17 protein-coding genes are annotated in these 20,079 nt (G+C 68.3%); 9 read left to right on the forward strand and 8 right to left on the reverse strand.

Annotated features, from left to right (window positions below; translation table 11 throughout):
- The 5 genes from U1F38_RS12895 to scpA form a co-directional block, all read right to left on the reverse strand.
- The coding region (locus tag U1F38_RS12895) for an acyl-CoA carboxylase subunit beta (protein ID WP_409987481.1) at window positions 1-884 on the reverse strand (884 nt) is incomplete at its 3' end.
- Between the two features lie 36 nt (window positions 885-920).
- On the reverse strand, window positions 921-1,940 hold the full coding sequence (gene meaB, locus U1F38_RS12900; protein WP_409987482.1) for a methylmalonyl Co-A mutase-associated GTPase MeaB: 1,020 nt from the start codon (window positions 1,938-1,940) through the stop codon (window positions 921-923).
- Window positions 1,941-1,949: 9 nt separating this feature from the next.
- Complete coding sequence (locus tag U1F38_RS12905) at window positions 1,950-2,339, reverse strand: hypothetical protein (protein ID WP_409987483.1); 390 nt, start codon at window positions 2,337-2,339, stop codon at window positions 1,950-1,952.
- 10 nt (window positions 2,340-2,349) lie between these two features.
- The gene (locus tag U1F38_RS12910; protein WP_409987484.1) at window positions 2,350-2,643 is read right to left on the reverse strand and encodes a toxin-antitoxin system HicB family antitoxin; all 294 of its coding nucleotides are present in this window, start codon (window positions 2,641-2,643) and stop codon (window positions 2,350-2,352) included.
- 41 nt (window positions 2,644-2,684) lie between these two features.
- Complete coding sequence (scpA, locus tag U1F38_RS12915) at window positions 2,685-4,841, reverse strand: methylmalonyl-CoA mutase (RefSeq protein ID WP_409987485.1); 2,157 nt, start codon at window positions 4,839-4,841, stop codon at window positions 2,685-2,687.
- A gap of 159 nt (window positions 4,842-5,000) precedes the next feature.
- Between scpA and U1F38_RS12920 the strand changes: the two genes are divergently transcribed.
- The 3 genes from U1F38_RS12920 (at window position 5,001) to U1F38_RS12930 (ending at window position 7,944) form a co-directional block, all read left to right on the forward strand.
- Window positions 5,001-5,633, forward strand: coding sequence for a GntR family transcriptional regulator (locus U1F38_RS12920; protein ID WP_409987486.1), 633 nt, complete (start codon window positions 5,001-5,003; stop codon window positions 5,631-5,633).
- 327 nt (window positions 5,634-5,960) lie between these two features.
- Window positions 5,961-6,809, forward strand: a complete 849-nt coding sequence (locus U1F38_RS12925) for a peptidoglycan DD-metalloendopeptidase family protein (RefSeq protein ID WP_409987487.1) — start codon at window positions 5,961-5,963, stop codon at window positions 6,807-6,809.
- Between the two features lie 205 nt (window positions 6,810-7,014).
- Window positions 7,015-7,944: a formylglycine-generating enzyme family protein gene (locus U1F38_RS12930; RefSeq protein WP_409987488.1), complete on the forward strand. Its 930-nt coding sequence runs from the start codon at window positions 7,015-7,017 to the stop codon at window positions 7,942-7,944.
- Between the two features lie 70 nt (window positions 7,945-8,014).
- On the opposite strand, the gene U1F38_RS12935 is transcribed toward U1F38_RS12930, so the two are convergent.
- A complete protein-coding gene (locus tag U1F38_RS12935; protein WP_409987489.1) occupies window positions 8,015-10,657 on the reverse strand; it encodes a DUF1631 family protein in 2,643 nt (880 codons plus the stop codon).
- Window positions 10,658-10,887: 230 nt separating this feature from the next.
- Window positions 10,888-11,844, reverse strand: coding sequence for a succinylglutamate desuccinylase/aspartoacylase family protein (locus U1F38_RS12940; protein ID WP_409987490.1), 957 nt, complete (start codon window positions 11,842-11,844; stop codon window positions 10,888-10,890).
- Window positions 11,845-11,899: 55 nt separating this feature from the next.
- On the opposite strand from U1F38_RS12940, the gene U1F38_RS12945 reads away from it, so the two are divergent.
- The 4 genes from U1F38_RS12945 (at window position 11,900) to U1F38_RS12960 (ending at window position 16,143) form a co-directional block, all read left to right on the forward strand.
- Window positions 11,900-12,907 (forward strand): LLM class flavin-dependent oxidoreductase, encoded by a 1,008-nt coding sequence (locus tag U1F38_RS12945; protein ID WP_409987491.1) that lies wholly within the window; start codon window positions 11,900-11,902, stop codon window positions 12,905-12,907.
- Window positions 12,908-12,974: 67 nt separating this feature from the next.
- Window positions 12,975-13,595 (forward strand): guanylate kinase, encoded by a 621-nt coding sequence (gmk, locus tag U1F38_RS12950; RefSeq protein ID WP_409987492.1) that lies wholly within the window; start codon window positions 12,975-12,977, stop codon window positions 13,593-13,595.
- A gap of 17 nt (window positions 13,596-13,612) precedes the next feature.
- Window positions 13,613-13,813 (forward strand): DNA-directed RNA polymerase subunit omega, encoded by a 201-nt coding sequence (gene rpoZ, locus U1F38_RS12955; protein ID WP_293220091.1) that lies wholly within the window; start codon window positions 13,613-13,615, stop codon window positions 13,811-13,813.
- Between the two features lie 95 nt (window positions 13,814-13,908).
- Window positions 13,909-16,143, forward strand: a complete 2,235-nt coding sequence (locus U1F38_RS12960) for a RelA/SpoT family protein (RefSeq protein WP_409987493.1) — start codon at window positions 13,909-13,911, stop codon at window positions 16,141-16,143.
- Here the strand turns inward: U1F38_RS12960 and greB are convergent.
- Complete coding sequence (gene greB, locus U1F38_RS12965) at window positions 16,135-16,707, reverse strand: transcription elongation factor GreB (protein ID WP_409987494.1); 573 nt, start codon at window positions 16,705-16,707, stop codon at window positions 16,135-16,137. The two genes, U1F38_RS12960 and greB, sit on opposite strands and share 9 nt — an antisense overlap.
- A 61-nt stretch (window positions 16,708-16,768) precedes the next feature.
- On the opposite strand from greB, the gene U1F38_RS12970 reads away from it, so the two are divergent.
- On the forward strand, window positions 16,769-19,009 hold the full coding sequence (locus U1F38_RS12970; RefSeq protein ID WP_409987495.1) for an FUSC family membrane protein: 2,241 nt from the start codon (window positions 16,769-16,771) through the stop codon (window positions 19,007-19,009).
- A gap of 236 nt (window positions 19,010-19,245) precedes the next feature.
- A complete protein-coding gene (locus tag U1F38_RS12975) occupies window positions 19,246-20,016 on the forward strand; it encodes an SDR family NAD(P)-dependent oxidoreductase (RefSeq protein ID WP_409987496.1) in 771 nt (256 codons plus the stop codon).
- Window positions 20,017-20,079 lie beyond the last annotated feature (63 nt).

Genomic DNA, 20,079 nt, shown 5'->3' on the forward strand with positions numbered 1-20,079 from the left:
TCGCCGTCGTCCACCGTCTTGACGATCAGCTCCTTCATGTCATAGGGCTTGTTCGGGTTGTCCGGCACCAGGGTGTCGAGCGAAAGGTCGAGCCGCTCGGCCGGGTCGTCACTGCGGCGCACCGGCGGCTTCTCCTTGTTGTTCAGCGGCAGGTAGTTGAAGAGGCGGCGCAGCATCAAGAGCGCGTCGACGTCGTTCTCGAAGGCGAGATCCGCCACGCCGCTGCGCGCCGTGTGGGTGGAGGCGCCGCCGAGCTCCTCGGCGCTGACCTCCTCGTGTGTCACCGTCTTCACCACCTCGGGGCCGGTGACGAACATGTAGCTGCTGTCCTTCACCATGAAGATGAAGTCGGTCATGGCCGGCGAGTACACCGCGCCGCCGGCGCAGGGGCCCATGATCATGCTGATCTGCGGCACCACGCCCGAGGCCATCACGTTGCGCTGGAACACCTCGGCATAACCGCCGAGCGAGGCGACGCCTTCCTGGATGCGCGCGCCGCCCGAGTCGTTCAGGCCGATCACCGGAGCGCCGACCTTCATCGCCTGGTCCATCACCTTGCAGATCTTCTCGGCATGCGCCTCGGACAGCGCGCCGCCGAACACCGTGAAGTCCTGGCTGAAGACGAACACCAGGCGCCCGTTGATGGTGCCGTAGCCCGTCACCACGCCGTCGCCGGGAATATGCGTGGCATCCATGCCGAAGTCCGCACAGCGGTGCTCGACGAACATGTCCCACTCTTCGAATGAGCCAACGTCCAGCAGCACCTCGATGCGCTCGCGCGCCGTGAGCTTGCCCTTGGCGTGCTGCGCGTCGATGCGCTTTTGGCCGCCACCCAACCGGGCGGCGGCGCGTTTGTTCTCGAGTTGTTCAAGGATGGTGGTCATCTTGGATTCTTGATGTCAAACAAAGGGAAAAACCATTCAGGCCGGCGCGGCGACGAAACCGCCTGCCGCCAGCAACTGGCGCGCCGCCGCGGACGGCGGCAACTGCCCGCGCGCCACTTGCTCGGTGACCGCTGCGAGACGCCCGCGCACCGCCGGATGATGATGAAACGCGGCCTTCAGGCCCGAGTCGATCAGCGACCACATCCAGGCGCGCGCCTGCTGCTGGCGGCGCGCCGCCAGCTTGCCGTTGGCGGTCTGCAGGTCGCGAAAGCGCGTGACGCACTGCCAGAATTCGTCCAGCCCCTCGCCCTTCAGGCCGCTGATGCGGATCACGTCGGGGTGCCACTGCGCGGCGTCGTGGCGCATGTGCTCGGGGTTGCCCTGCTGGCCGATCAAGCGCAGGGCCGACTTGATCTGCGCCTGCGCGCGGATGGCGGCAGCGGGTTCTATGTCGGCCTTGTTGATGACCACCAGGTCGGCCAGCTCCATCACGCCCTTCTTGATGGCCTGCAGGTCGTCGCCCGCGTTGGGCAGTTGCAGCAGCACGAACATGTCGGTCATGCCGCTGACGGCGGTTTCGCTCTGGCCCACGCCCACCGTCTCGATCAGCACCACGTCGTAGCCGGCGGCCTCGCATACCAGCATGGCCTCGCGCGTTTTCTCGGCCACGCCGCCCAGGGTGCCGCTGCTGGGGCTGGGGCGGATGTAGGCCTGCTCGAGCACCGACAGGCGTTCCATGCGCGTCTTGTCGCCCAGGATGGAGCCGCCCGACACCGTAGACGATGGGTCGATGGCCAGCACCGCCACGCGGTGGCCCTTGTCGATCAAGTACAGGCCCAGCGTTTCGATGAAGGTGCTCTTGCCCACACCCGGCACGCCGCTGATCCCCAGGCGCAGCGCGCGGCCCGTATGCGGCAGCAGGGCCGTCAGCAGCTCATCGGCCTGCGCGCGATGGTCAGTGCGCGTGGATTCGAGCAGGGTGATGGCCTTGGCGATGGCGCGGCGCTGGGCCGCGGACGTGCCGTGCAGCAGGGGTTCGAGCAAGGCGTGGGTCATGCGTGCCACTCACAAAATCTCGAAGGCGCGCCCATCGGGCAGGCGGTAGCGGGAAAAATCGCGAGCGTCCAGCGTCATGACGGTGGTCACCCCCGTCTCCGTAGCCAACCACACCAGCGAGGCATCGGCCAGGTCCATCTCGGCACGGGGCCGCTCGGTATAGCGCTGCATCAGGGGCACGAAGTCCAACAGTGACTCTTGCTGAAACGGAAACACCGACACGGCGCCCTGCCCTAGCCAACTGAGCAGCGCAAAGCGGTTGGGCGGCGGCACCAAGTAGCTTGCCTCGGTCACGCAAGGCCATGTCGTCGAGAGCGACCAGTTTTCAAGCGCCGCCAACTCCAGCAGATCGCGGTAGCGATCGGCGTGTGGTTCGCCTTGCCCGAAAATCGCCACCATGGCGCTCGCGTCAATCAGCGCCGAGGCCATGTTTGGCGCGCAGCTTGGCGATCAACGCAGCGCGCGAGCGCTCGGTGTCATACGGAATGTCGTGTTCGGCCGCGAACACCCGACTCAACTCCTGGGCGCGCGGATTCTGAGCCATCTCTTGCTTGACCTTGAGCATCAACTCATACGGGTTCTTGCGGCCAAGCGCCCGCTGCACCGCATTGATGATGAACTGTGATTTGGTGATGCCCTGGCGCTGGGCTGCGAGCTCGAGCTCCTTCTCCAGCAATGGCTCCATGCGAACTGATACGGCCATGATGTTCTCCGATTGGAATACCGTATTACTGTATCACGTCGTCAGACTCTCGAAGCCTTGATCTGCTCCAGCACATCCTTGGCACTGGCCGGAATCGGCGTGCCGGGCCCATAGATGCCCTTGACGCCGGCCGCGTACAGAAAGTCGTAGTCCTGCCGCGGCACCACGCCGCCGACAAACACCACGATGTCGTCGGCGCCCTGTTTCTTCAGCTCGGCCAGGATGGCCGGCACCAGCGTCTTGTGGCCGGCGGCCAACGTCGACACGCCGATGGCGTGCACGTCGTTCTCGATCGCCTGGCGCGCGCATTCCTCGGGGGTCTGAAACAGGCTGCCAATGTCCACGTCAAAGCCCAGATCGGCAAAGGCGGTGGCCACCACCTTGGCGCCGCGGTCGTGGCCGTCCTGGCCCAGCTTGGCGATCATCACGCGCGGGCGGCGGCCTTCGGCGTCGGCAAAGGCGTCGATCTCGCCCTTGAGTTTTTCCCAGCCGGAGGCAGAGTCGTAGGCGGCGGCATAGACGCCGGAGACCTTTTGCGTGTCGGCGCGGTGGCGCCCAAAGACTTTTTCCATGGCATCGCTCACTTCGCCCACGGTGGCGCGGGCACGGATGGCGTCGATGGCGGCGGCCAGCAGGTTGCCTTGGCCGTTTTCCGCTATCGTCGTAATAGCTGTCAGCGCTTTCTGTACCTGCGCCGGATCGCGTTTTTGCTTGATGGCTGTCAGGCGCGCGATCTGGTTCTCGCGCACCTTCACGTTGTCCACCTCCAGAATGTCGATCGGGTCTTCCTTGGCCAGCTTGTACTTGTTGACGCCCACGATCACGTCCTTGCCCGAGTCGATGCGCGCCTGCTTCTCGGCCGCGGCCGCCTCAATCTTGAGCTTGGCCCAGCCGCTGTCCACGGCCTTGGTCATGCCGCCCATCGCGTCCACCTCCTCGATGATGGCCCAGGCGGCGTCCGCCATGTCCTGCGTCAGCTTTTCCATCAGGTAGCTGCCGGCCCAGGGGTCGACCACGCTGGTGATGTGCGTCTCTTCCTGGATGATGAGCTGGGTGTTGCGCGCGATGCGGGCCGAGAACTCGGTGGGCAGCGCGATCGCCTCGTCGAACGAATTGGTATGCAGCGACTGCGTGCCGCCAAACACCGCGGCCATGGCCTCGATCGTCGTGCGCACGACGTTGTTGTAGGGGTCCTGCTCGGTCAGGCTCCAGCCGCTGGTCTGGCTGTGCGTGCGCAGCATCAGGCTCTTGGGGTTTTTGGGGTCAAAGCCCTTCATGATGCGGCACCACAGCAGGCGCGCCGCGCGCATCTTGGCGATCTCCAGGTAGAAGTTCATGCCCACCGCCCAGAAAAAGGACAGGCGCCCGGCAAAGGCATCCACGTCCATGCCCTTGGCCAGCGCGGTCTTGACGTACTCCTTGCCGTCGGCCAGGGTGAAGGCCAGCTCCAACGACTGGGTCGCGCCCGCCTCCTGCATGTGGTAGCCGCTGATGCTGATCGAGTTGAACTTGGGCATGTGCGCTGCCGTGTACTCGATGATGTCGCCGATGATGCGCATGCTCGGCTCGGGCGGATAGATGTAGGTGTTGCGAACCATGAACTCCTTGAGGATGTCGTTCTGGATGGTGCCCGCCAGTTGGGCCTGCGCCACGCCCTGCTCCTCGGCTGCGACGATGTAGCCGGCCAGCACCGGCAGCACGGCGCCGTTCATCGTCATGCTGACGCTCACCTTGTCCAGCGGAATGCCGTCGAACAGGATCTTCATGTCCTCCACGCTGTCGATGGCCACCCCCGCCTTGCCCACGTCGCCCGTCACGCGCGGGTGGTCGCTGTCGTAGCCGCGGTGGGTGGCCAGGTCGAACGCCACCGACACGCCCTGCCCGCCCGCGGCCAGCGCCTTGCGGTAGAAGGCGTTGCTTTCTTCCGCCGTCGAGAAGCCCGCGTACTGGCGGATCGTCCACGGCCGCACCGCGTACATGGTGGCCTGCGGGCCGCGCACGAAGGGCTCGAAGCCGGGCAGCGTGTTCGCGTAGGGCAAGCCCTGCACATCCTCGGCCGTGTACAGGGGCTTGACAGTGATGCCGTCGGGCGTGTGCCAGTCCAGGGCAGCGACATTGCCGCCGGGTGCGGATTTTTGCGCTGCCTTGTGCCAGTCGGCCAGGGTGGAAGGCTTGAAGGAAACAGGGTCTTGACTCATGGCGATCTCGGGCTTTGCGGCCGGCTGTCCGCATTGGGGCGGGCGGTGGGCACCCCACGCCTGGGGCGTGGCCGAACCGTTTGGAAATTCCCGTAATTATTAATTCAAAATCCAGTTTCGGGGCTAGAATTCACAAAATAATTTTTCCTCCATCGCCTTGTGACCGCCACCCTTGCCCCCCGCGCGCTGTACGAAGAAGTGGCCGACCGCCTGCGCCAGCGCATCTTTGCGCACGAGCTGGCGCCGGGCGACTGGATCGACGAGCTGAAGATTGCGGGCGATCTGGGCATCAGCCGCACGCCGCTGCGCGAGGCGCTCAAGGTGCTGGCCAGCGAAGGCCTGATCACCATGAAGCTGCGGCGCGGCGCCTACGTCACCGAAGCTTCGCCCAAGGACCTGGCCGACGTCTATCACCTGCTGTCGCTGCTGGAGACCGACGCCGCCCGCGCCGTGGCCCGCCACGCCAGCGATGCCGCGCTGGCCCAATTGAGCGCGCTGCACCAGGAGCTGGAAGCCGCGGTGCGTGACAGCGAGCGCTTCTTTGCGCTGAACGAAGCCTTTCATATGCGCCTGCTGGAGCTGGCCGACAACCGCTGGCGCCTGCAGGTCGTGCAGGATTTGCGCAAGGTGATGAAGTTGCACCGCCAGCATTCGCTGCACAAGCACGGGCGCCTGACGCAATCGCTGGCCGAACACCGCGAGCTGATGGCGGCGCTGACAGTCCGCGACGGCGAGCGCGCCGCCGTCTGCATGCGCCGGCACTTCGAAGGCGGCCTGGAGGCGGCGAGTTGAAATGCAACACCCCGAGTCTCCACTCGCTGCGCGATGTTTCGCCTCCCTTGCAGGGGGCCGAGCCTGCGCGCAAAAGGTCCGGTGGACCTTTTGTTGGCTGGCGAGGGGCCGGGCCACTGGCCCGGCGCGGCCTGCAAGGCTCGCCCCTGGCCGGGAAAACCCCGGCCACGGCGATCGCGGGCTTGGCCTGCTCCGCGGCCGTTTAGCTCCTTGAGTTTCATGGCCTGTGGGTGGCGCGGTGCGCCACGGCCAAACGAGTCCGGTGAGTAACTACAATATTCATAGCTGCATGTGTATGCTGATTGTGCGCTCGCGGCCCATTCGACCATGAATTCACGCCTTGCCACCCCCTCCCGCCGCGCCCTGCTTGCCGCTGGCCTGGCCTGCGCCTGGCCCGCCGGAGCGCGCAGCGCCGACATGGGCCCCTGGCCGCGCGATGAGCGTGTGCCCGGGGGCGTTGCCCGCATCGAGCTGGGGCCCGCCGCCGAGCGGCCCCAGGCGTTTTCGGGCAATGTGCCGCTGCTGGTCGTGGGCGATCCGATCAACTGGACGGCCCTGCTTGGCATCGCCCTGGCGGCAGCGCCCGGCACCCAGAGCATCCGCGTGCGGCAAGACGATGCCGAACGCAGCGTGACCGTCACCATCGCCGCCAAGCGCTACGCCGAGCAGCACCTGAAGGTGGCCCCCAAGACCGTGGACCTGTCGCCCGCCGACCTGGCCCGCTACGAGCGCGAGCGCGATCACCAGCAACGCGTGATGGCCACTTTCAGCACCCTGCCGACGGGGGACCTGGCGATGCGCCCGCCGGTGCCGGGCAAGCGCTCCGACTCATTCGGCAAGCGGCGTTTTTTCAACGGCCAGCCGCGCAATCCGCACAGCGGCATGGACATCGCGGCCGCCACCGGCACGCCCGTGATCGCGCCCCTGCCCGGCACCGTGATCGACACCGGCGACTATTTCTTCAACGGCAACACCGTCTGGCTGGACCATGGCGGCGGCCTGCTGTCCATGATGTGCCACCTGAGCCGCATCGACGTGCAGCCGGGCAACCCGCTGATGGTCGGCCAAGGCCTGGGCCTGGTGGGCGCCACCGGCCGCGTCACGGGCCCGCATCTGCACTGGAGCGTGGTGCTCAACCGCGCTTCGGTGGACCCGGCCTTGTTTCTCGACGCCTGATCCGCGGGCCTAGTCAGGCCCGGCCCCGATCCGCGTTTGCTCGGGTTGACACCGTCGGGCACGCCGCGGAGCATTCCGGGCCATCGTGGCCCCGGACCAAAGCCCGCAACCAACCCGTACCGTTGCCCGCCTGGCATTGGCGCTTGCCGCCACCTTGCTCGCGGCGTGCGCCGCGCCGCCCGCTCCCACGGCCTCACCGCCCATCGTGTCGGCCACCAACCGCCTGGGCATGCGCTTCGTGCATGTGCCCGCCGGCGAGTTCCGGATGGGCAGCGACGAATCCGCCCAGGCCCTGGCCCACGCCTTCCCCAACGCCGAGCGCCGACGCCTGCTGCAACTCGCCGACGAGGCGCCGGTGCATCGCGTGCGCATCACCCGGGATTTCTGGCTGGGGCAGACAGCGGTCACCGTCGAGCAGTTCCAGCGCTTCGTCGAGGCCTCGGACTACGTGCCCGAATCGATCCGCGACGGCACCGGCGGCTACGGCTTCAACCCCGACTACGACCCGGCGCGCACGCTCCGCGGCGACGCCTTCGAAGGTCGTGATCCCCGCTACTCATGGCGAAACCCGGGCTTTGCGCAAACCGGCGAGCACCCGGTGGTCAACGTCACCTGGAACGACGCCGCCGCGATGGCGCGCTGGCTCGGCGCGCGCGAGAACGCGCGCTGCCGCCTGCCCACCGAAGCCGAATGGGAGTACGCGGCCCGGGCCGGCACCCGAACGCGCTATCCGGGCGGCGACGACCCGCAGGTCCTGCTCGCCACGGCCAACACCTTCGACCGCAGCAGCGCCGCGCACTGGCCGCGCTGGAGCGAGCAGGCCGGCGCCGGGAGCGACGGTTACGCCTTCACCGCTCCGGTGGGCCGCTTTGCGCCCAACGCCTTCGGCCTGTACGACATGATCGGCAACGTGTGGGAATGGGTGGCGGACTGGTATGGCGAAGACTATTACCAGCACTCGCCCGTGGACGACCCGCAAGGCCCGGCCAATGGCACCGTGCGCGTGCGCCGCGGCGGCTCCTGGCACACTTGGCCGTTGTATGCGCGCGTGGCGTTTCGCAACTGGAACAGCCCGCAAACGCGCTATGTGCTGGTCGGCTTTCGACTGCTGTGCGAGGCACGGCCAATTTCCTGATCCAGGGCGCGCGACACCGATTTAGCCCGGCGCCGCGATGCATGCGCCTTTCGCGCCGCAGCGCCGTTCGCTACGCCAGCGTGGAAGCCGCGCTGGGCTCGCTTGCGCTGTCGGCATCCTCCGACAGACGCTTGAGGGCCCGTTCGACCACCGGATCGATCTCCACCGGGCGCAGATGGCGCAGGCGCATCAGCTTCTCGCAGGTGCGCTGCGTCATGCTGTGCGCGCGCCCGCCATGGCTGACGAACATGAACAAGGAGCCGTTGTCGCTCATCCAGCTCAACTGCGCGCGGCGCCAGCGACCATGCACGTACAGATCGACCCAGTCGCCCGTGCGCAGGCGCGCCACTTCGGCGCGAATGCGGGTCAGTAGCTCGCTTTCCGTCAGCTCGGCCGGGCTCGCGGCTGCCGGCGCCACCGGCTGAGCCGAATCGTCCAGGGCGGATTCGAGCTTTCCGGTCAACACGGGCACCGCGACGTCGGCAGCGTCGCCGGCCGGTGCCTCGGCCGGCGTCGGCGCGGCGGTCGCCGCCCAGTCCAACGCACCCGTGTCCTCGAACCCGGCCGCCTCGCGCTCGTGGCGGCCCAGCCACGGCTGCTCGGCCTTGCGCGGCGCCGGCTGCTCGGCGACTTGCTCTTCCAGCGGCGGCAGCGCGTCCCAGGAATTGCCGGTGCGCGCAAAGCCCGAGGCCTCGACGTCTTGCGCGCTGCGCAGGCGCCGCAGCCGCAGCACCGGATCGTGGTAGCGGATCAGCGCATCGAAAAACGCCTGCGTCTCGGCCGGCTCCTTGCCCAGCATGTCCAGCCCGCGCCGCAAGGTCTTGATCAGCCCGGGCACCACCTCGAACAGGCGCGCGGGCTGCTTGATGGCCTGCTCGCGGTTGACCGACCACAGCAGGTCGCTCACCACCGCCAGGTAGCCGCCCGGATCGAGCCGCGCCCCCGTGTTGGTCAATTGCGCATGGGCGATGACCAGCGACCAGTCGCGATACAGAAAATCCGCCACCACCGCGGGCACGCCCACCAGGTCGGAGCGCAAGCTGAACTCCCACGCAATCCGGTCGGCCAGGGTCTGGCGCTCCTGCGCGAACTGCATCGAGTTCTGCGCCTGCTCGCGCGTCTCGCGCTCGCCATCGTCACGCTGCTTCCACTGCGTTTGCAGCGACAGGCGCCGCTCCTCGAAGTCCTTGGGCGTGGCCACCGGCAGCTCGATCAACTCGCGCACGGCGGCGCGCACCGGCAGCATGAAGTGCTCGAACTCCGGATCGAACTCGTCGTTGTATTTGAAGCTGCGCTGCGCGACGGCCTCGACAAACATCCGTGCCGGATGCGACTCGTCGCCAAAAAAACGCGGGTGATCCAGCGCCATGCGCAGCAAAGCCGGCTCCAGCGCCACGAAGGCCTCGCGCACCGGTGCCAGCATCCGCTCGTCGTCGGCCACCTGGTTGATCAGCGCGCGCACCGCATCCAGCCCGAGCACCTGGCTGATCTTCTTGGCCTTGGACTTGAGCTCCATCAGCGCGCGCGTGCGCGCCTGAACCGAGCCGTGCTCACCCCAATCGTCCGGGGGCAGCGGCAAATCCACGCCCACGGGGCGCACCGGTCGCTCCATCACGCCCTGGCTGCGACGCTGCTCGCTGTCCAGTGCGTGCGCGGCGGCATCGAACGTTGCCTGCGGGCGCCGCCCCAGCCCCTCCATTTCGGCGTCCACCGCGTCGTAGTAACCGGGCGGCAAAGGTTCGTCGTACTCCTCCACCCACTGCGGCTGGTAGAGAAACTCGCGAATCATCGCCGCGCCCACGGCCGGACGCGCTTGCGAAAGCTGGTCCATGCGCGGCATGAAGGCGCGAGCGCGCGCGCGCGCCGCTCGGGACCCTGCGGCGGACGCTCGGCGCGCCCCTTGTTCGGTGGCCGCATCGCCAACGCCACCCGACCCGCCCGATCCGCCGGACCCAAAGCCGCCTCCCGCTGATCCACTGCCGCCACTGCCAGCGTCACCGCCGCCCGCAACCTCCGCGCCGCGGCCGCCGCCCCCACCCGCGCCTGACCCACTCCCTTCGGTCAGCCTCAGGCGATAGCGCGCCTCCTCCACCCCGCTGGCCTCCAGCAGGGCAATCAAGGCCTCGTACACCGCGTGCATTTCGGCGGCAAAGGGGCGGCCGATGTGCCGGGTCCAGAGCGCACGAACTTCGGCTGTCTCGGGCTGGTCTTCAAGGACGCGCAGCAGCGCCCCGCAGTACACGTCCGGGCGGAACGGGTTGAGCTCGGCGCGCACCACGGGCAAGCCGAGCACCGAACTCATCAGCGAGTCGAGCACGCCCAGCGAACGCTCGATCACGGGCATGGCATTTTGCTGCAAGCGCGAAGCCTCGACGAAGCGGGCCACTTCGGTGTCGTCCAGCAGCGCCAGGGTCGAATCCTCGCTGCTCGGCCGCCGCTGGGGTTCGGCTTGCGTGTCCGCGCGCAGCGCCGACTCGATGCGCTGCATCAGCACCTGCGGAAACTCCGCGCGCAAGCGCGGTGCGTAACGCAGCAGCGCCGCGTGCGCGTCGCCCAATTGCAGACGGCGCGACACCGAGCGCGCGTTGCGCTGGTCTTCCTCGATCGCGCCGCAGGCGGCCTGAATGGCGCGATCGAGCATGGGCGCCGCGTGCAGCAGCGCCTCGCGCTTGCTGCGCTCGACCAGGGGGTTGTTCAGGTGCTCAGGGTGCATCGGCTGGACGAAACGCGATCAAACCCTTCAAAAGACCAGCGGCACGCGGCGGCGCGCAGCGGCTTGGACCTGCTGCGCAACGCCCGACTCGCCAACGACCGCTCTGACACGCAGTGCCATCGATTCATCGGACAAGGGACGGATGCGCGACATGGTTGGATGATGGAGCGACGCGGGCCAATTTCCTCCGGCTCGGCACTGCACGACAGCAGCGTGCCGCCGCCGTGGCATCAGGCCGACAGCGGTTTTGTCAAATATACCGCCTCGCGGCCGACGATCGGCCGGCGCGTGGGCATGAAGACAGTGCATTCGTCACACGGCGATCGGATTTCGCCGGCCGAGCCATCGGTGGCGATCAACTCACCCTCGGCAAAAGTCTCAAAGCCGCTGAGCGGGCGGGTGAACTCGAAGGACTCGGTCTGCACCATGCAGGTGCGCAGCAGCTCGAAGCGGCGCTGAGGCGCCGGAGCCGCAGTGGTCGCCGGCACACTGATCAGCCCGAAGTGGGCCAGAAAATCGAGCGCCGTGCGGGTGGCGACCTCGGCCGAGCTGCGCAGGAAATGCTGACCGCACTCCACCACCAGGGCAGCGCCTGCAACCTCGCCCGGCAATCCGTGCCGGCCGTGCTGGATCAAGGGCGTGCCGCTGCCCAGGCCGCTGGGCATCACCAGATGGGTGGTGGAGGCACCGCCGGCGCCGATGGACAGGGCCGCGCGGGCATTGCGCGGAAAGTCCGGATAAACCCAGAACGCCCCACCGTCGTGGCTGGTGGAGTGGATGTCCAGGATATGGTCGGCGGCCGCCACCACCGGGCGCAGTTGGCGCGCCCGCCGCAACTCGGGGCTGTCCTCGGCGCCGTCCAGCCACGCGCCGGACCATACGCGGTTGAGGTTGTGCACGATCTGCCGGTTGGCAAACGGGTCGTCGGCGCGGAACGCCTCATAGGCCTCGACGTGCGCAAAACTCACGGTCAGCACGCCAATCAAGGGACGCACGCCCGTGTCCAGCAGATGCGTGGCGGCCACCATGCCGCAAATCTCGTTGCCGTGCGTCAGCGCATTGATCAGAACGTGCGGCCCGGGCCGGCCGGAGTCGAACCGGTGCACGTAGTCGACGCCGGTATTGCCGGCCCGGTAGGCCGACAGGTCGCGCGGCAGCACTTGCAGGGGGGTGTCGTTGGGTTTCATGAACAAGAGTCGAGGGCAAGCGCGCAGCCATGCGGCCTTCGCGCACAATCGGCGCATGGCCAAAGTTTTGCAGGATATCGCGTTTTCCATGCTCGATCTGGTCGCCGTGCGCCAGGGGCGCACCGTGGCCGACGCCTTGGCGGTGGCGCTGCGCACGGCGCAGCACGCCGAGCGCCTGGGCTTTGCGCGCTACTGGATGGCCGAACACCACAACATGATCGGCATCGCATCGTCGGCCACGGCCGTGCTGGTGGGCCACATCGCCGGCGGCACCCAGCGCATCCGGGTGGGCTCCGGCGGCGTCATGCTGCCCAACCATGCGCCGCTGGTGGTGGCCGAGGCCTTCGGCACCCTGGCCGAGCTCTACCCCGGTCGCATCGACCTGGGCCTGGGCCGCGCGCCCGGCACCGACCCGATGACCATGCGCGCGCTGCGCCGCGACCGGGTCGAATCGGTGGACGACTTTCCGCGCGACGTGGCCGAGTTGCAGCAGCTGCTGGACGAACCCCGGCCTGGCCAGAAGCTGATTGCCACGCCCGGCGCCAGCACCCGCGTGCCGATCTGGCTGCTGGGCTCCAGCCTGTTCTCGGCGCAACTGGCGGCCGAGCGCGGCCTGCCCTATGCCTTTGCGTCGCACTTTGCGCCCGCCCTGCTGCTGCCCGCGATCGAGCTGTACCGGCGTCTGTTCAAGCCCTCGGCCCAGTGCGCCAAGCCCTACGTGATCATCGGCGTGCCGGTGGTGGCCGCGCCCACCGACGAGGAGGCCATCCACCTGGCCGGCAGCGTGTTCCAGCGCGTGCTGGGCATCCTGCGCGGCGAGCGCGGCTTGCTGCAACCGCCGCAAGAGGGCTTTTTCGCGCGCCTCGCCGAAGCCGAGCGCGCCGGCATCGCCGACTTCCTGGCCTGCGCCGTCATTGGCGGCCCCGCCACCGTGCGCGCCGGCCTGCAGGCCCTGGCCGAGCAAACCGATTGCGACGAGATGATGCTGGTGTGCGACGTGTACGACCCGACGCTGCGCCTGCGCGCGCTCGACATCACGGCGGCGGCGCGCACGGCGGCCTGAGCGGCATCGATAAAATACCGCCTCCCGAACGCCGCCGCAGCCTCTGGCAGCCCGCCGCCACCCTCGCATGGACTACCCCGCAAACCTGTTTGTTGTCGCCGCCCCCAGCGGTTCTGGCAAGTCGAGTCTGGTCAAGGCCCTGATGGAACTCGACGCCGGCGTGGCGCCCTCCGTCTCGCACACCACGCGGGCGCCGCGCGGCCAGGAAATGGACGGGCGGGAGTATTTTTTCGTCGATCGCCCCGCCTTCGACGCCATGATCGAAGCGGGCGACTTCTTCGAATGGGCCGAGGTGCACGGCAACCGCTACGGCACCTCGCGTCAGGCCATTGCCGCGCGCATGCAGGCCGGCCATGACGTGGTGCTGGAGATCGACTGGCAGGGCGCGCTGCAGATCCGGCGCCTGTTTGCCAACGCGGTGCTGATCTTCGTGCTGCCCCCCAGCTGGGACGAATTGCGCGCCCGCCTGCAGCGCCGCGGCGAGGATTCGGCCGAGGTGATCGAGCTGCGCCTGGCCAACGCGCGCAGCGAGCTCCGACAGGTAAAAAATTTCGACTACGTTATAATCAATGAGATATTTGAACGCGCGCTTTTTGACCTCAAAGCCATCGTGCACGCGCAGCGCCTGAAGTACGGCGCACAAAAACGCACCCGCGCCGCCACGTTCAAAGCCCTCGACATCGACTGAACACCCTCCACACCGCCATGGCCCGCATCACCGTCGAAGACTGCCTCGAAAAGATCCCCAACCGCTTTCAGCTGGTGCTTGCCGCCACCTACCGCGCGCGCATGCTCAGCCAGGGCCATGCGCCCAAGGTCGAGACCACCAACAAGCCGGGCGTGACGGCCTTGCGCGAGATCGCCGCCGGCCAGATCGGCCTGGAAATGCTCAAGAAAGTGCCCTGAGCGGAAAATTCGCCGCACGCACCCTGAAAGCGCCCTTTGTGGCGCTTTTTTCATGACCGCCAGCGCAAGTGCCCGCGCATGGTTAAATTCGGGCAATGAGCACGGCAAGCGCGTCGATCGACCCGCCGCTGGCCGCCGCCACCGCGGCGGCCGCGAGCTTTGCCGCGCTCGAATCCAAACTCGGCTACCTGGACACCGCCGACATCGAGCAGGTCCGCCAGGCCTACCGCTTTGCCGACACCGCGCACCTGGGCCAGTTGCGCCACAGCGGCGAACCCTATATCACCCATCCCATCGCCGTGGCCGCCCAGGTGGCCGAGTGGAAGCTGGACGCGCCCGCCATCATGGCCGCGCTGCTGCACGACACGATGGAAGACTGCGGGGTCACCAAGGCGGATCTGGTCGAGCGCTTTGGCGCACCCGTGGCCGAGCTGGTGGACGGCCTGACCAAGCTGGACAAGCTGAGCTTCAACACCCGAGAGGAAGGGCAGGCCGAGTCCTTCCGCAAGATGCTGCTGGCCATGGCGCGCGACGTGCGCGTCATCCTGGTCAAGCTGGCCGACCGCCTGCACAACATGCGCACCATGGGCGACATGCCGCGCAGCAAGTGGGCCCGCATCAGCGGCGAGACGCTGGACGTGTATGCCCCCATCGCGCACCGGCTGGGCCTGAACCAGACCTATCGCGAGCTGCAGGACCTGGCGTTTCGCCACCTCAAGCCCTGGCGCTACAGCGTGCTGGCCAAGGCCGTGGGGCGCGCGCGCCAGCGTCGGCGCGACCTGATCCAGAAGGTGCAGCAAGACCTGGAGCGCGCGCTGGCCGAGGCGGGGCTGGCCGCGCGCATCATCGGGCGCGAGAAGCAGCTGTACTCCATCTACCGCAAGATGGACGAAAAGCGCCTGTCCTTCGCGCAGGTGAGCGACCTGTATGGCGTGCGCCTGATCCTGCCCGACGTCATCGCCTGCTACACCGCGCTGGGCGTGCTGCACCAGCTCTACAAGCCGGTGCCCGGGCGCTTCAAGGATTACATCGCCATCCCCAAGATCAACGGCTACCAGTCGCTGCACACCACCCTGGTGGGGCCGGCCAGCATCAACGTCGAGTTCCAGATCCGCACCGAGGCGATGGACCTGGTGGCCGAGGCCGGCGTGGCCGCGCACTGGCTCTACAAGAGCGGCGAGCATGGCCATCTGCACGGCGAGCAGCTGGGCAACCAATGGCTGCAGTCGCTGCTGGACATCCAGAACGAAACGCGCGACGCGGCCGAGTTCTGGGACAACGTCAAGGTCGATCTCTTCCCTGACGCGGTCTACGTGTTCACGCCCAAGGGCCAGATCATGGCGCTGCCGCGCGGCGCCACGGTGGTGGACTTTGCCTACGCCATCCACAGCAACGTCGGTGACCACACGGTGGCGGCCAAGGTCAATGGCGAGCAGGTGCCGCTGCGCACCGAGTTGTCAAACGGCGACGCGATCGAGGTCGTCACCGCGCCCGTCTCCAGCCCCAACCCGGCGTGGCTGGGCTTTGTGCGCACCGGCCGCGCGCGCTCCCGGATCCGCAGCCACCTCAAGTCGCTGGCGCAAGACCAGTCGCGCACCCTGGGCGACAAGCTGCTGGCGCAGGCCCTGCGCGCCGAAGGCGTGGGCCAGCCGCCCAGCACCGGCCCCGACGGCAAGCCGATCTGGGACAAGCTGCTGCGCTTCACCGGCAACCGCTCGCGCGATGAGCTGCTGCTGGACATCGGCCTGGGCAAGCGCAGCGCCAGCATGGTGGCCAAGCGCCTGGCCACGCTGCTGGGCGAGCAAGGCGTCAAGCCTGATGCCCTGCTGCTCACCCGCGCACGCTACACCGCCCACGAGAACCTCTCGCAGGGCGCCGTCACCGTGGACGGCTCGGCCGACGTGTCGATCAAGTACGCCACCTGCTGCCGCCCAATCCCGGGCGACGGCCTGCTGGGCTATCTGGGGCGGGGCGAAGGCCTGGTGGTGCACACCGACGAGTGCGCCGTGGCGCGCCGCCTGCAGCACAAGGACCCCGAGCGCTTCATCACCGTGGCCTGGGCCGACGAGCCGGTGCGCGCCTTCGAGGTCGGCATCGTCGTCACCGTGGTCAACGGCAAGGGCGTGCTGGCGCGCGTGGCCGCTGCCATCGCCTCGGCCGAATCCGACATCGTGCACCTGGGCATGCCCGACGAGGTGGCGCAGGACGCGCTGGACCTGCGCTTTGTCATCACGGTGCGCGACCGCACGCACCTCGAGCACGTGCTGCGCACGCTGCGCTGGACGCAGTCAGTGCTGCGCGCCACGCGCACCGTGCCGGCGTCAAGCTGATGCGGCCCCCGGCGACGGCGCCGGGTAACTCACCGCCAGCACTTCGATCTCCTGCACGCCGGCGGGCGTTGGCAGCTGCAGCACGTCGCCCACCCGCGCACGCAGCAGGGTGCGGGCAATCGGGCTGATCCAGCTCACCTCGCCCTGGCTGCTTTCGGCCTCGTCGATGCCCTTGATGGTCACCGTGCGCTCGACGCCCTCTTGGTCGGCATAGGTCACCGTGGCACCGAAGAATACCTGCTCGCCGCCGTGGTGCACGCTGGGGTCGGTCACCTCGGCGATCTCCAGGCGCTTGGTCAGAAACCGCACGCGCCGGTCAATCTCGCGCAGGCGCTTTTTGCCGTACAGGTAGTCGCCGTTCTCGCTGCGGTCGCCGTTCTTGGCGGCCCAATGCACCGCCTCGACCACCTTGGGACGCTCCTCGTCGATCAGGCCCAACAGTTCGGCGCGCAATCGCGCATAGCCCTGCGGCGTGATGTAATTCTTGCCGCCAGCGGGCAGCGGCGGCAGCGCCGGTTCGTCATCGTCCTCGCCATCGCTCTCGCGCGTGAAGGCCTTGTTCATGCGTTGATGATAGCCATGTGACAATGGCCGACCCCGCGGGCCTCGACCCGCGAAACACCGCATGACCCGCCCGGCCGCCCACGCCCTCTTGACCCGCCTGCGGCTGCGCGCCATGCTGCGCGCACTGCTGAGCAGCTATATCCTCAACGGCGCCGCCGTGGCGCTGGGCATGTTCCTGATCACGGCGCTCATCCATGCCACGCTCGGCCCGGTCGCGTCGGCCAACGCCAGCGTGGGCACCGTCATTGCGCTCATCTCCGACAACCCGCGCGCCTGCCGAGGCAAGTTCCTGCACCTGATTGCCGCGCCGGTCTTGGGCGTGCCCCTGTTCCTGGCCGTGCAACTGCTGCGCGTGCACCCGGTGGAGCTCGGCCTGTTGCTGCTGCCCGGCACCTTTCTGGCCTTTCTGTCCACCGCCTGGGGACGGCGTGGGATGCCGGTGGCGGCGGCGGTCATGTTCGCCATGCTGCTGGCCATGGCACCCAAGCCGGCCGCCGACCTGCACGAAGCCCTGCAGCGCACCGGCTGGTGCGCGCTGGGCGCCGGACTGTACGTGCTGTGGGGCACGGCCAGCGGGGTGGTGCTCAACGGCCGCTACCGCACGCAGGCCCTGGCCGAACTGCTGCTCACCCTGGCCGCGTTGCTGGACATCCATGCGTGGCGCGTCACCCGCGCGATGAATCCGCGGGGTGACGAAGACCCGCTGGCTCTGGGCGAGGTGCTGCGACGCCAAGCCGCGCTGGCCGAGCAGTTGCAGGCCGCGCGCGACCTGATCCTCGAAGCGCCCGGCACGCCACGCCGCCAGCGGCTGGCCGGCATGCTGATGGTGGCGCTGGAGATGCGCGACCGCCTGATCGCCGGAGAGCTCGACATCGAACTCATCCACCCGGGGCCGTCGGCCACACTGGAGCAGCTGGCCACCATCCTGCACGCCATGGCCCGGGACGTGGCCGAGCTGGCCGACGCGCTGCTGCTGGGCCGCATGCCCGCGGCAGCACAGGACCATGGCGACGCACTCGCCCGCCTGCGCGAACAAGCCTACGCCGAAGCCCATCAGAACCCGGACGATGTCCGGGCCGTGGCCCATGCTGCCCTGCTGCGCAGCGTGAGCGTGCGCATCGGCGACCAGAACGCCGCCGTGCGCCAGTTGGCCGCGCAGGCGCGCGGCGAGCAGGCGCCCAACCTGTCGGCGGTGCGCATCGGCTGGCAGTTGTTCGTCAGTCCCGCCTACTGGTCGCTGCAGCCCTTGCTGAGCGTGTGGCACTGGCGCCAGCCGGCGCTGCGCCACGCGGTGCGCGCGGCGCTGGCGGTCGGCACCGGCTACACGCTGGCCATGCTGCTGCCCTGGGGTTCGCGCGACTACTGGATCCTGATGACCATCGTGGTGGTGCTGCGCGGCAACCTGGCGCAAACGCTGGAGCGGCGCAACGACCGGGTGCTGGGCACGCTGGTCGGCAGCATGCTGGCCGTCGGCTTTCTGGCGCTGGAGCCGCCCGCCATCGCGCTGTTGTTGGTGGTGGTGGTCGCGCAGGGCGTGGCGCACGCCTTCGCGGTGCGGCGCTACACCGTCACCTCGGTGGCCGGCTCGGTGATGGGCCTGGTGATGGTGCACCTGCTGTACAGCGGCGGCCACCCGGCGTTCGACTTCGTCGAGCGCGTGGGCGACACCCTGCTGGGCACGGCCATCGCCTGGGCCTTCTCCTACGTGCTGCCCTCGTGGGAGCGCATGCAGATCGCGGCCACCGTGCGCCGCGTGTGCCGCGCCATGGCCCAGCACGCGCGCCAGTCGCTGGCCCTGGCCACGCTGGCCGAGGTCACCGGCCAACCCGAGCTGGCCTGGCGCCTGGCGCGGCGCGAGGCCTACGACGCCCTGTCCGCCCTGGTGCAGGCCACCGGCCGCGCGCTGGTCGAGCCGCGTGCCGTGCGCCCGCCCATGGCCGCGCTGGAACAACTGCAGGGCCACGGCTATCAGCTGCTGGGACAACTGTCGGCCATCCAATCCATCTTGCTGCTGCGCCGGCAGCGGCTGGAGCTGCCGGCCGTGACCGGGCCGCTGGCCGACACCGCGCAAGCCATCGGCCAGGCCCTCGAACTCGATCAACCCTGGTGTGCCCGCTCGTCCGATGCTCCGCACGACCCGACACTGCCCGAGCGCCTGAGCGCCATCCCCGAAGACCTGCCCGACCCCTTCGCGCCCAACACCAACGCCTGGCTGCTGCGCCGCCTGCATCTGGCCGACGACCTGGCCGCCCGCGTGCGCGCCGACGCCCTGCGCGTCATCGGCCCGTCGGCGGCGCCATGAAGCGCCAAGCCAACGAGTCGATCAACGCTGCTTTCTCTGCCCCAGATGGCCTGTCCAGCGTCATTCGCTGCCGCCAACGAATTTGTCGACGTCACCCTTGCCGAGCGCAGCTTGCCGCGGCATCATGTCGAACAAGATGCGTCACGACAGCGTTCTGACCTTCAGCAAGGCGGTCGAATCTGCCCTGCGAACCGCAAGAAATGGCTGACCCTCGACAGCGACGGCAAGGAGACAACATGGACCTCGGTGCAATGCTGAATGGCAAGCGTGTTCTGATCACTGGGGCATCGTCGGGGCTGGGCGAGAACTTCGCCCGACTCGCGGCGGGCTGCCACGCCAAGGTGGTCATCGCGGCGCGGCGCAAGGACCGGCTGCAAAGGCTTGCGAAGGAGTTGGAGCAAGCCGGTTCGCCGCAAGTCACCGTGATAGAAATGGACGCCGCCTCGGAGCAGTCGATCGATGACGCATTCGCGCAGATCGATGCGTCCGGAGAAATTCTGGACGTCGTTGTCAACAACGCCGGCGTCTCCAATGACGGACTGGCGCTCACGCTGCCGACCAAGGACTTCGACGACCTGATGGCGGTCAACGTGCGCGCCGTCTGGCTGGTTTCGGTGCGCGCCGCACAGCGCTGGCAGGCGGCCGGCCGGGGTGGCGCCATCATCAACATTGCCTCGATCCAGGGCGAGCGCGTCATGCCGGGCATCACGCCCTACTCCACGTCCAAGGCCGCGGTGGTGCACATGACCAAGAGCCTGGCCCTCGAATGGGCGCGCTGGGGCATCCGCGTCAACGCGATCGAGCCGGGCTACATCGGCACCGAGATGACGGATGCGATGTGGGATACCGACTACGGCAAGGCATTGATCAAGCGCATTCCGATGCGCCGGCTGGGCAAGCCCGAGGAGCTGAACGGTCTGTTCCTGCTGCTTGCGACCGATGCCGGTTCATGGATGACGGGTGCCTGCGTGCCGGTCGACGGCGGGCACCTGTGCTCGTCTCTGTAAAGCATCAAAGACAGCGCGCGGCCTGACGGTCGCCAACGCCCGATAGCCGGCGCCCTGCCTGCA

It is taken from the genome of Ottowia sp. (assembly GCF_046348305.1).
GTDB lineage: Bacteria > Pseudomonadota > Gammaproteobacteria > Burkholderiales > Burkholderiaceae_C > Ottowia.

Bases quoted from the DNA above. Each gene is read 5' to 3' on its own strand.
- meaB (WP_409987482.1), bottom strand. From the start codon at position 1,940: ATGACCCACGCCTTGCTCGAACCCCTGCTGCACGGCACGTCCGCGGCC.
- U1F38_RS12905 (WP_409987483.1), bottom strand. From the start codon at position 2,339: ATGGTGGCGATTTTCGGGCAAGGCGAACCACACGCCGATCGCTACCGC.
- U1F38_RS12910 (WP_409987484.1), bottom strand. From the start codon at position 2,643: ATGGCCGTATCAGTTCGCATGGAGCCATTGCTGGAGAAGGAGCTCGAG.
- scpA (WP_409987485.1), bottom strand. From the start codon at position 4,841: ATGAGTCAAGACCCTGTTTCCTTCAAGCCTTCCACCCTGGCCGACTGG.
- U1F38_RS12925 (WP_409987487.1), top strand. From the start codon at position 5,961: ATGAATTCACGCCTTGCCACCCCCTCCCGCCGCGCCCTGCTTGCCGCT.
- U1F38_RS12935 (WP_409987489.1), bottom strand. From the start codon at position 10,657: ATGCACCCTGAGCACCTGAACAACCCCCTGGTCGAGCGCAGCAAGCGC.
- U1F38_RS12940 (WP_409987490.1), bottom strand. From the start codon at position 11,844: ATGAAACCCAACGACACCCCCCTGCAAGTGCTGCCGCGCGACCTGTCG.
- U1F38_RS12945 (WP_409987491.1), top strand. From the start codon at position 11,900: ATGGCCAAAGTTTTGCAGGATATCGCGTTTTCCATGCTCGATCTGGTC.
- gmk (WP_409987492.1), top strand. From the start codon at position 12,975: ATGGACTACCCCGCAAACCTGTTTGTTGTCGCCGCCCCCAGCGGTTCT.
- rpoZ (WP_293220091.1), top strand. From the start codon at position 13,613: ATGGCCCGCATCACCGTCGAAGACTGCCTCGAAAAGATCCCCAACCGC.
- U1F38_RS12960 (WP_409987493.1), top strand. From the start codon at position 13,909: ATGAGCACGGCAAGCGCGTCGATCGACCCGCCGCTGGCCGCCGCCACC.
- greB (WP_409987494.1), bottom strand. From the start codon at position 16,707: ATGAACAAGGCCTTCACGCGCGAGAGCGATGGCGAGGACGATGACGAA.
- U1F38_RS12970 (WP_409987495.1), top strand. From the start codon at position 16,769: ATGACCCGCCCGGCCGCCCACGCCCTCTTGACCCGCCTGCGGCTGCGC.
- U1F38_RS12975 (WP_409987496.1), top strand. From the start codon at position 19,246: ATGGACCTCGGTGCAATGCTGAATGGCAAGCGTGTTCTGATCACTGGG.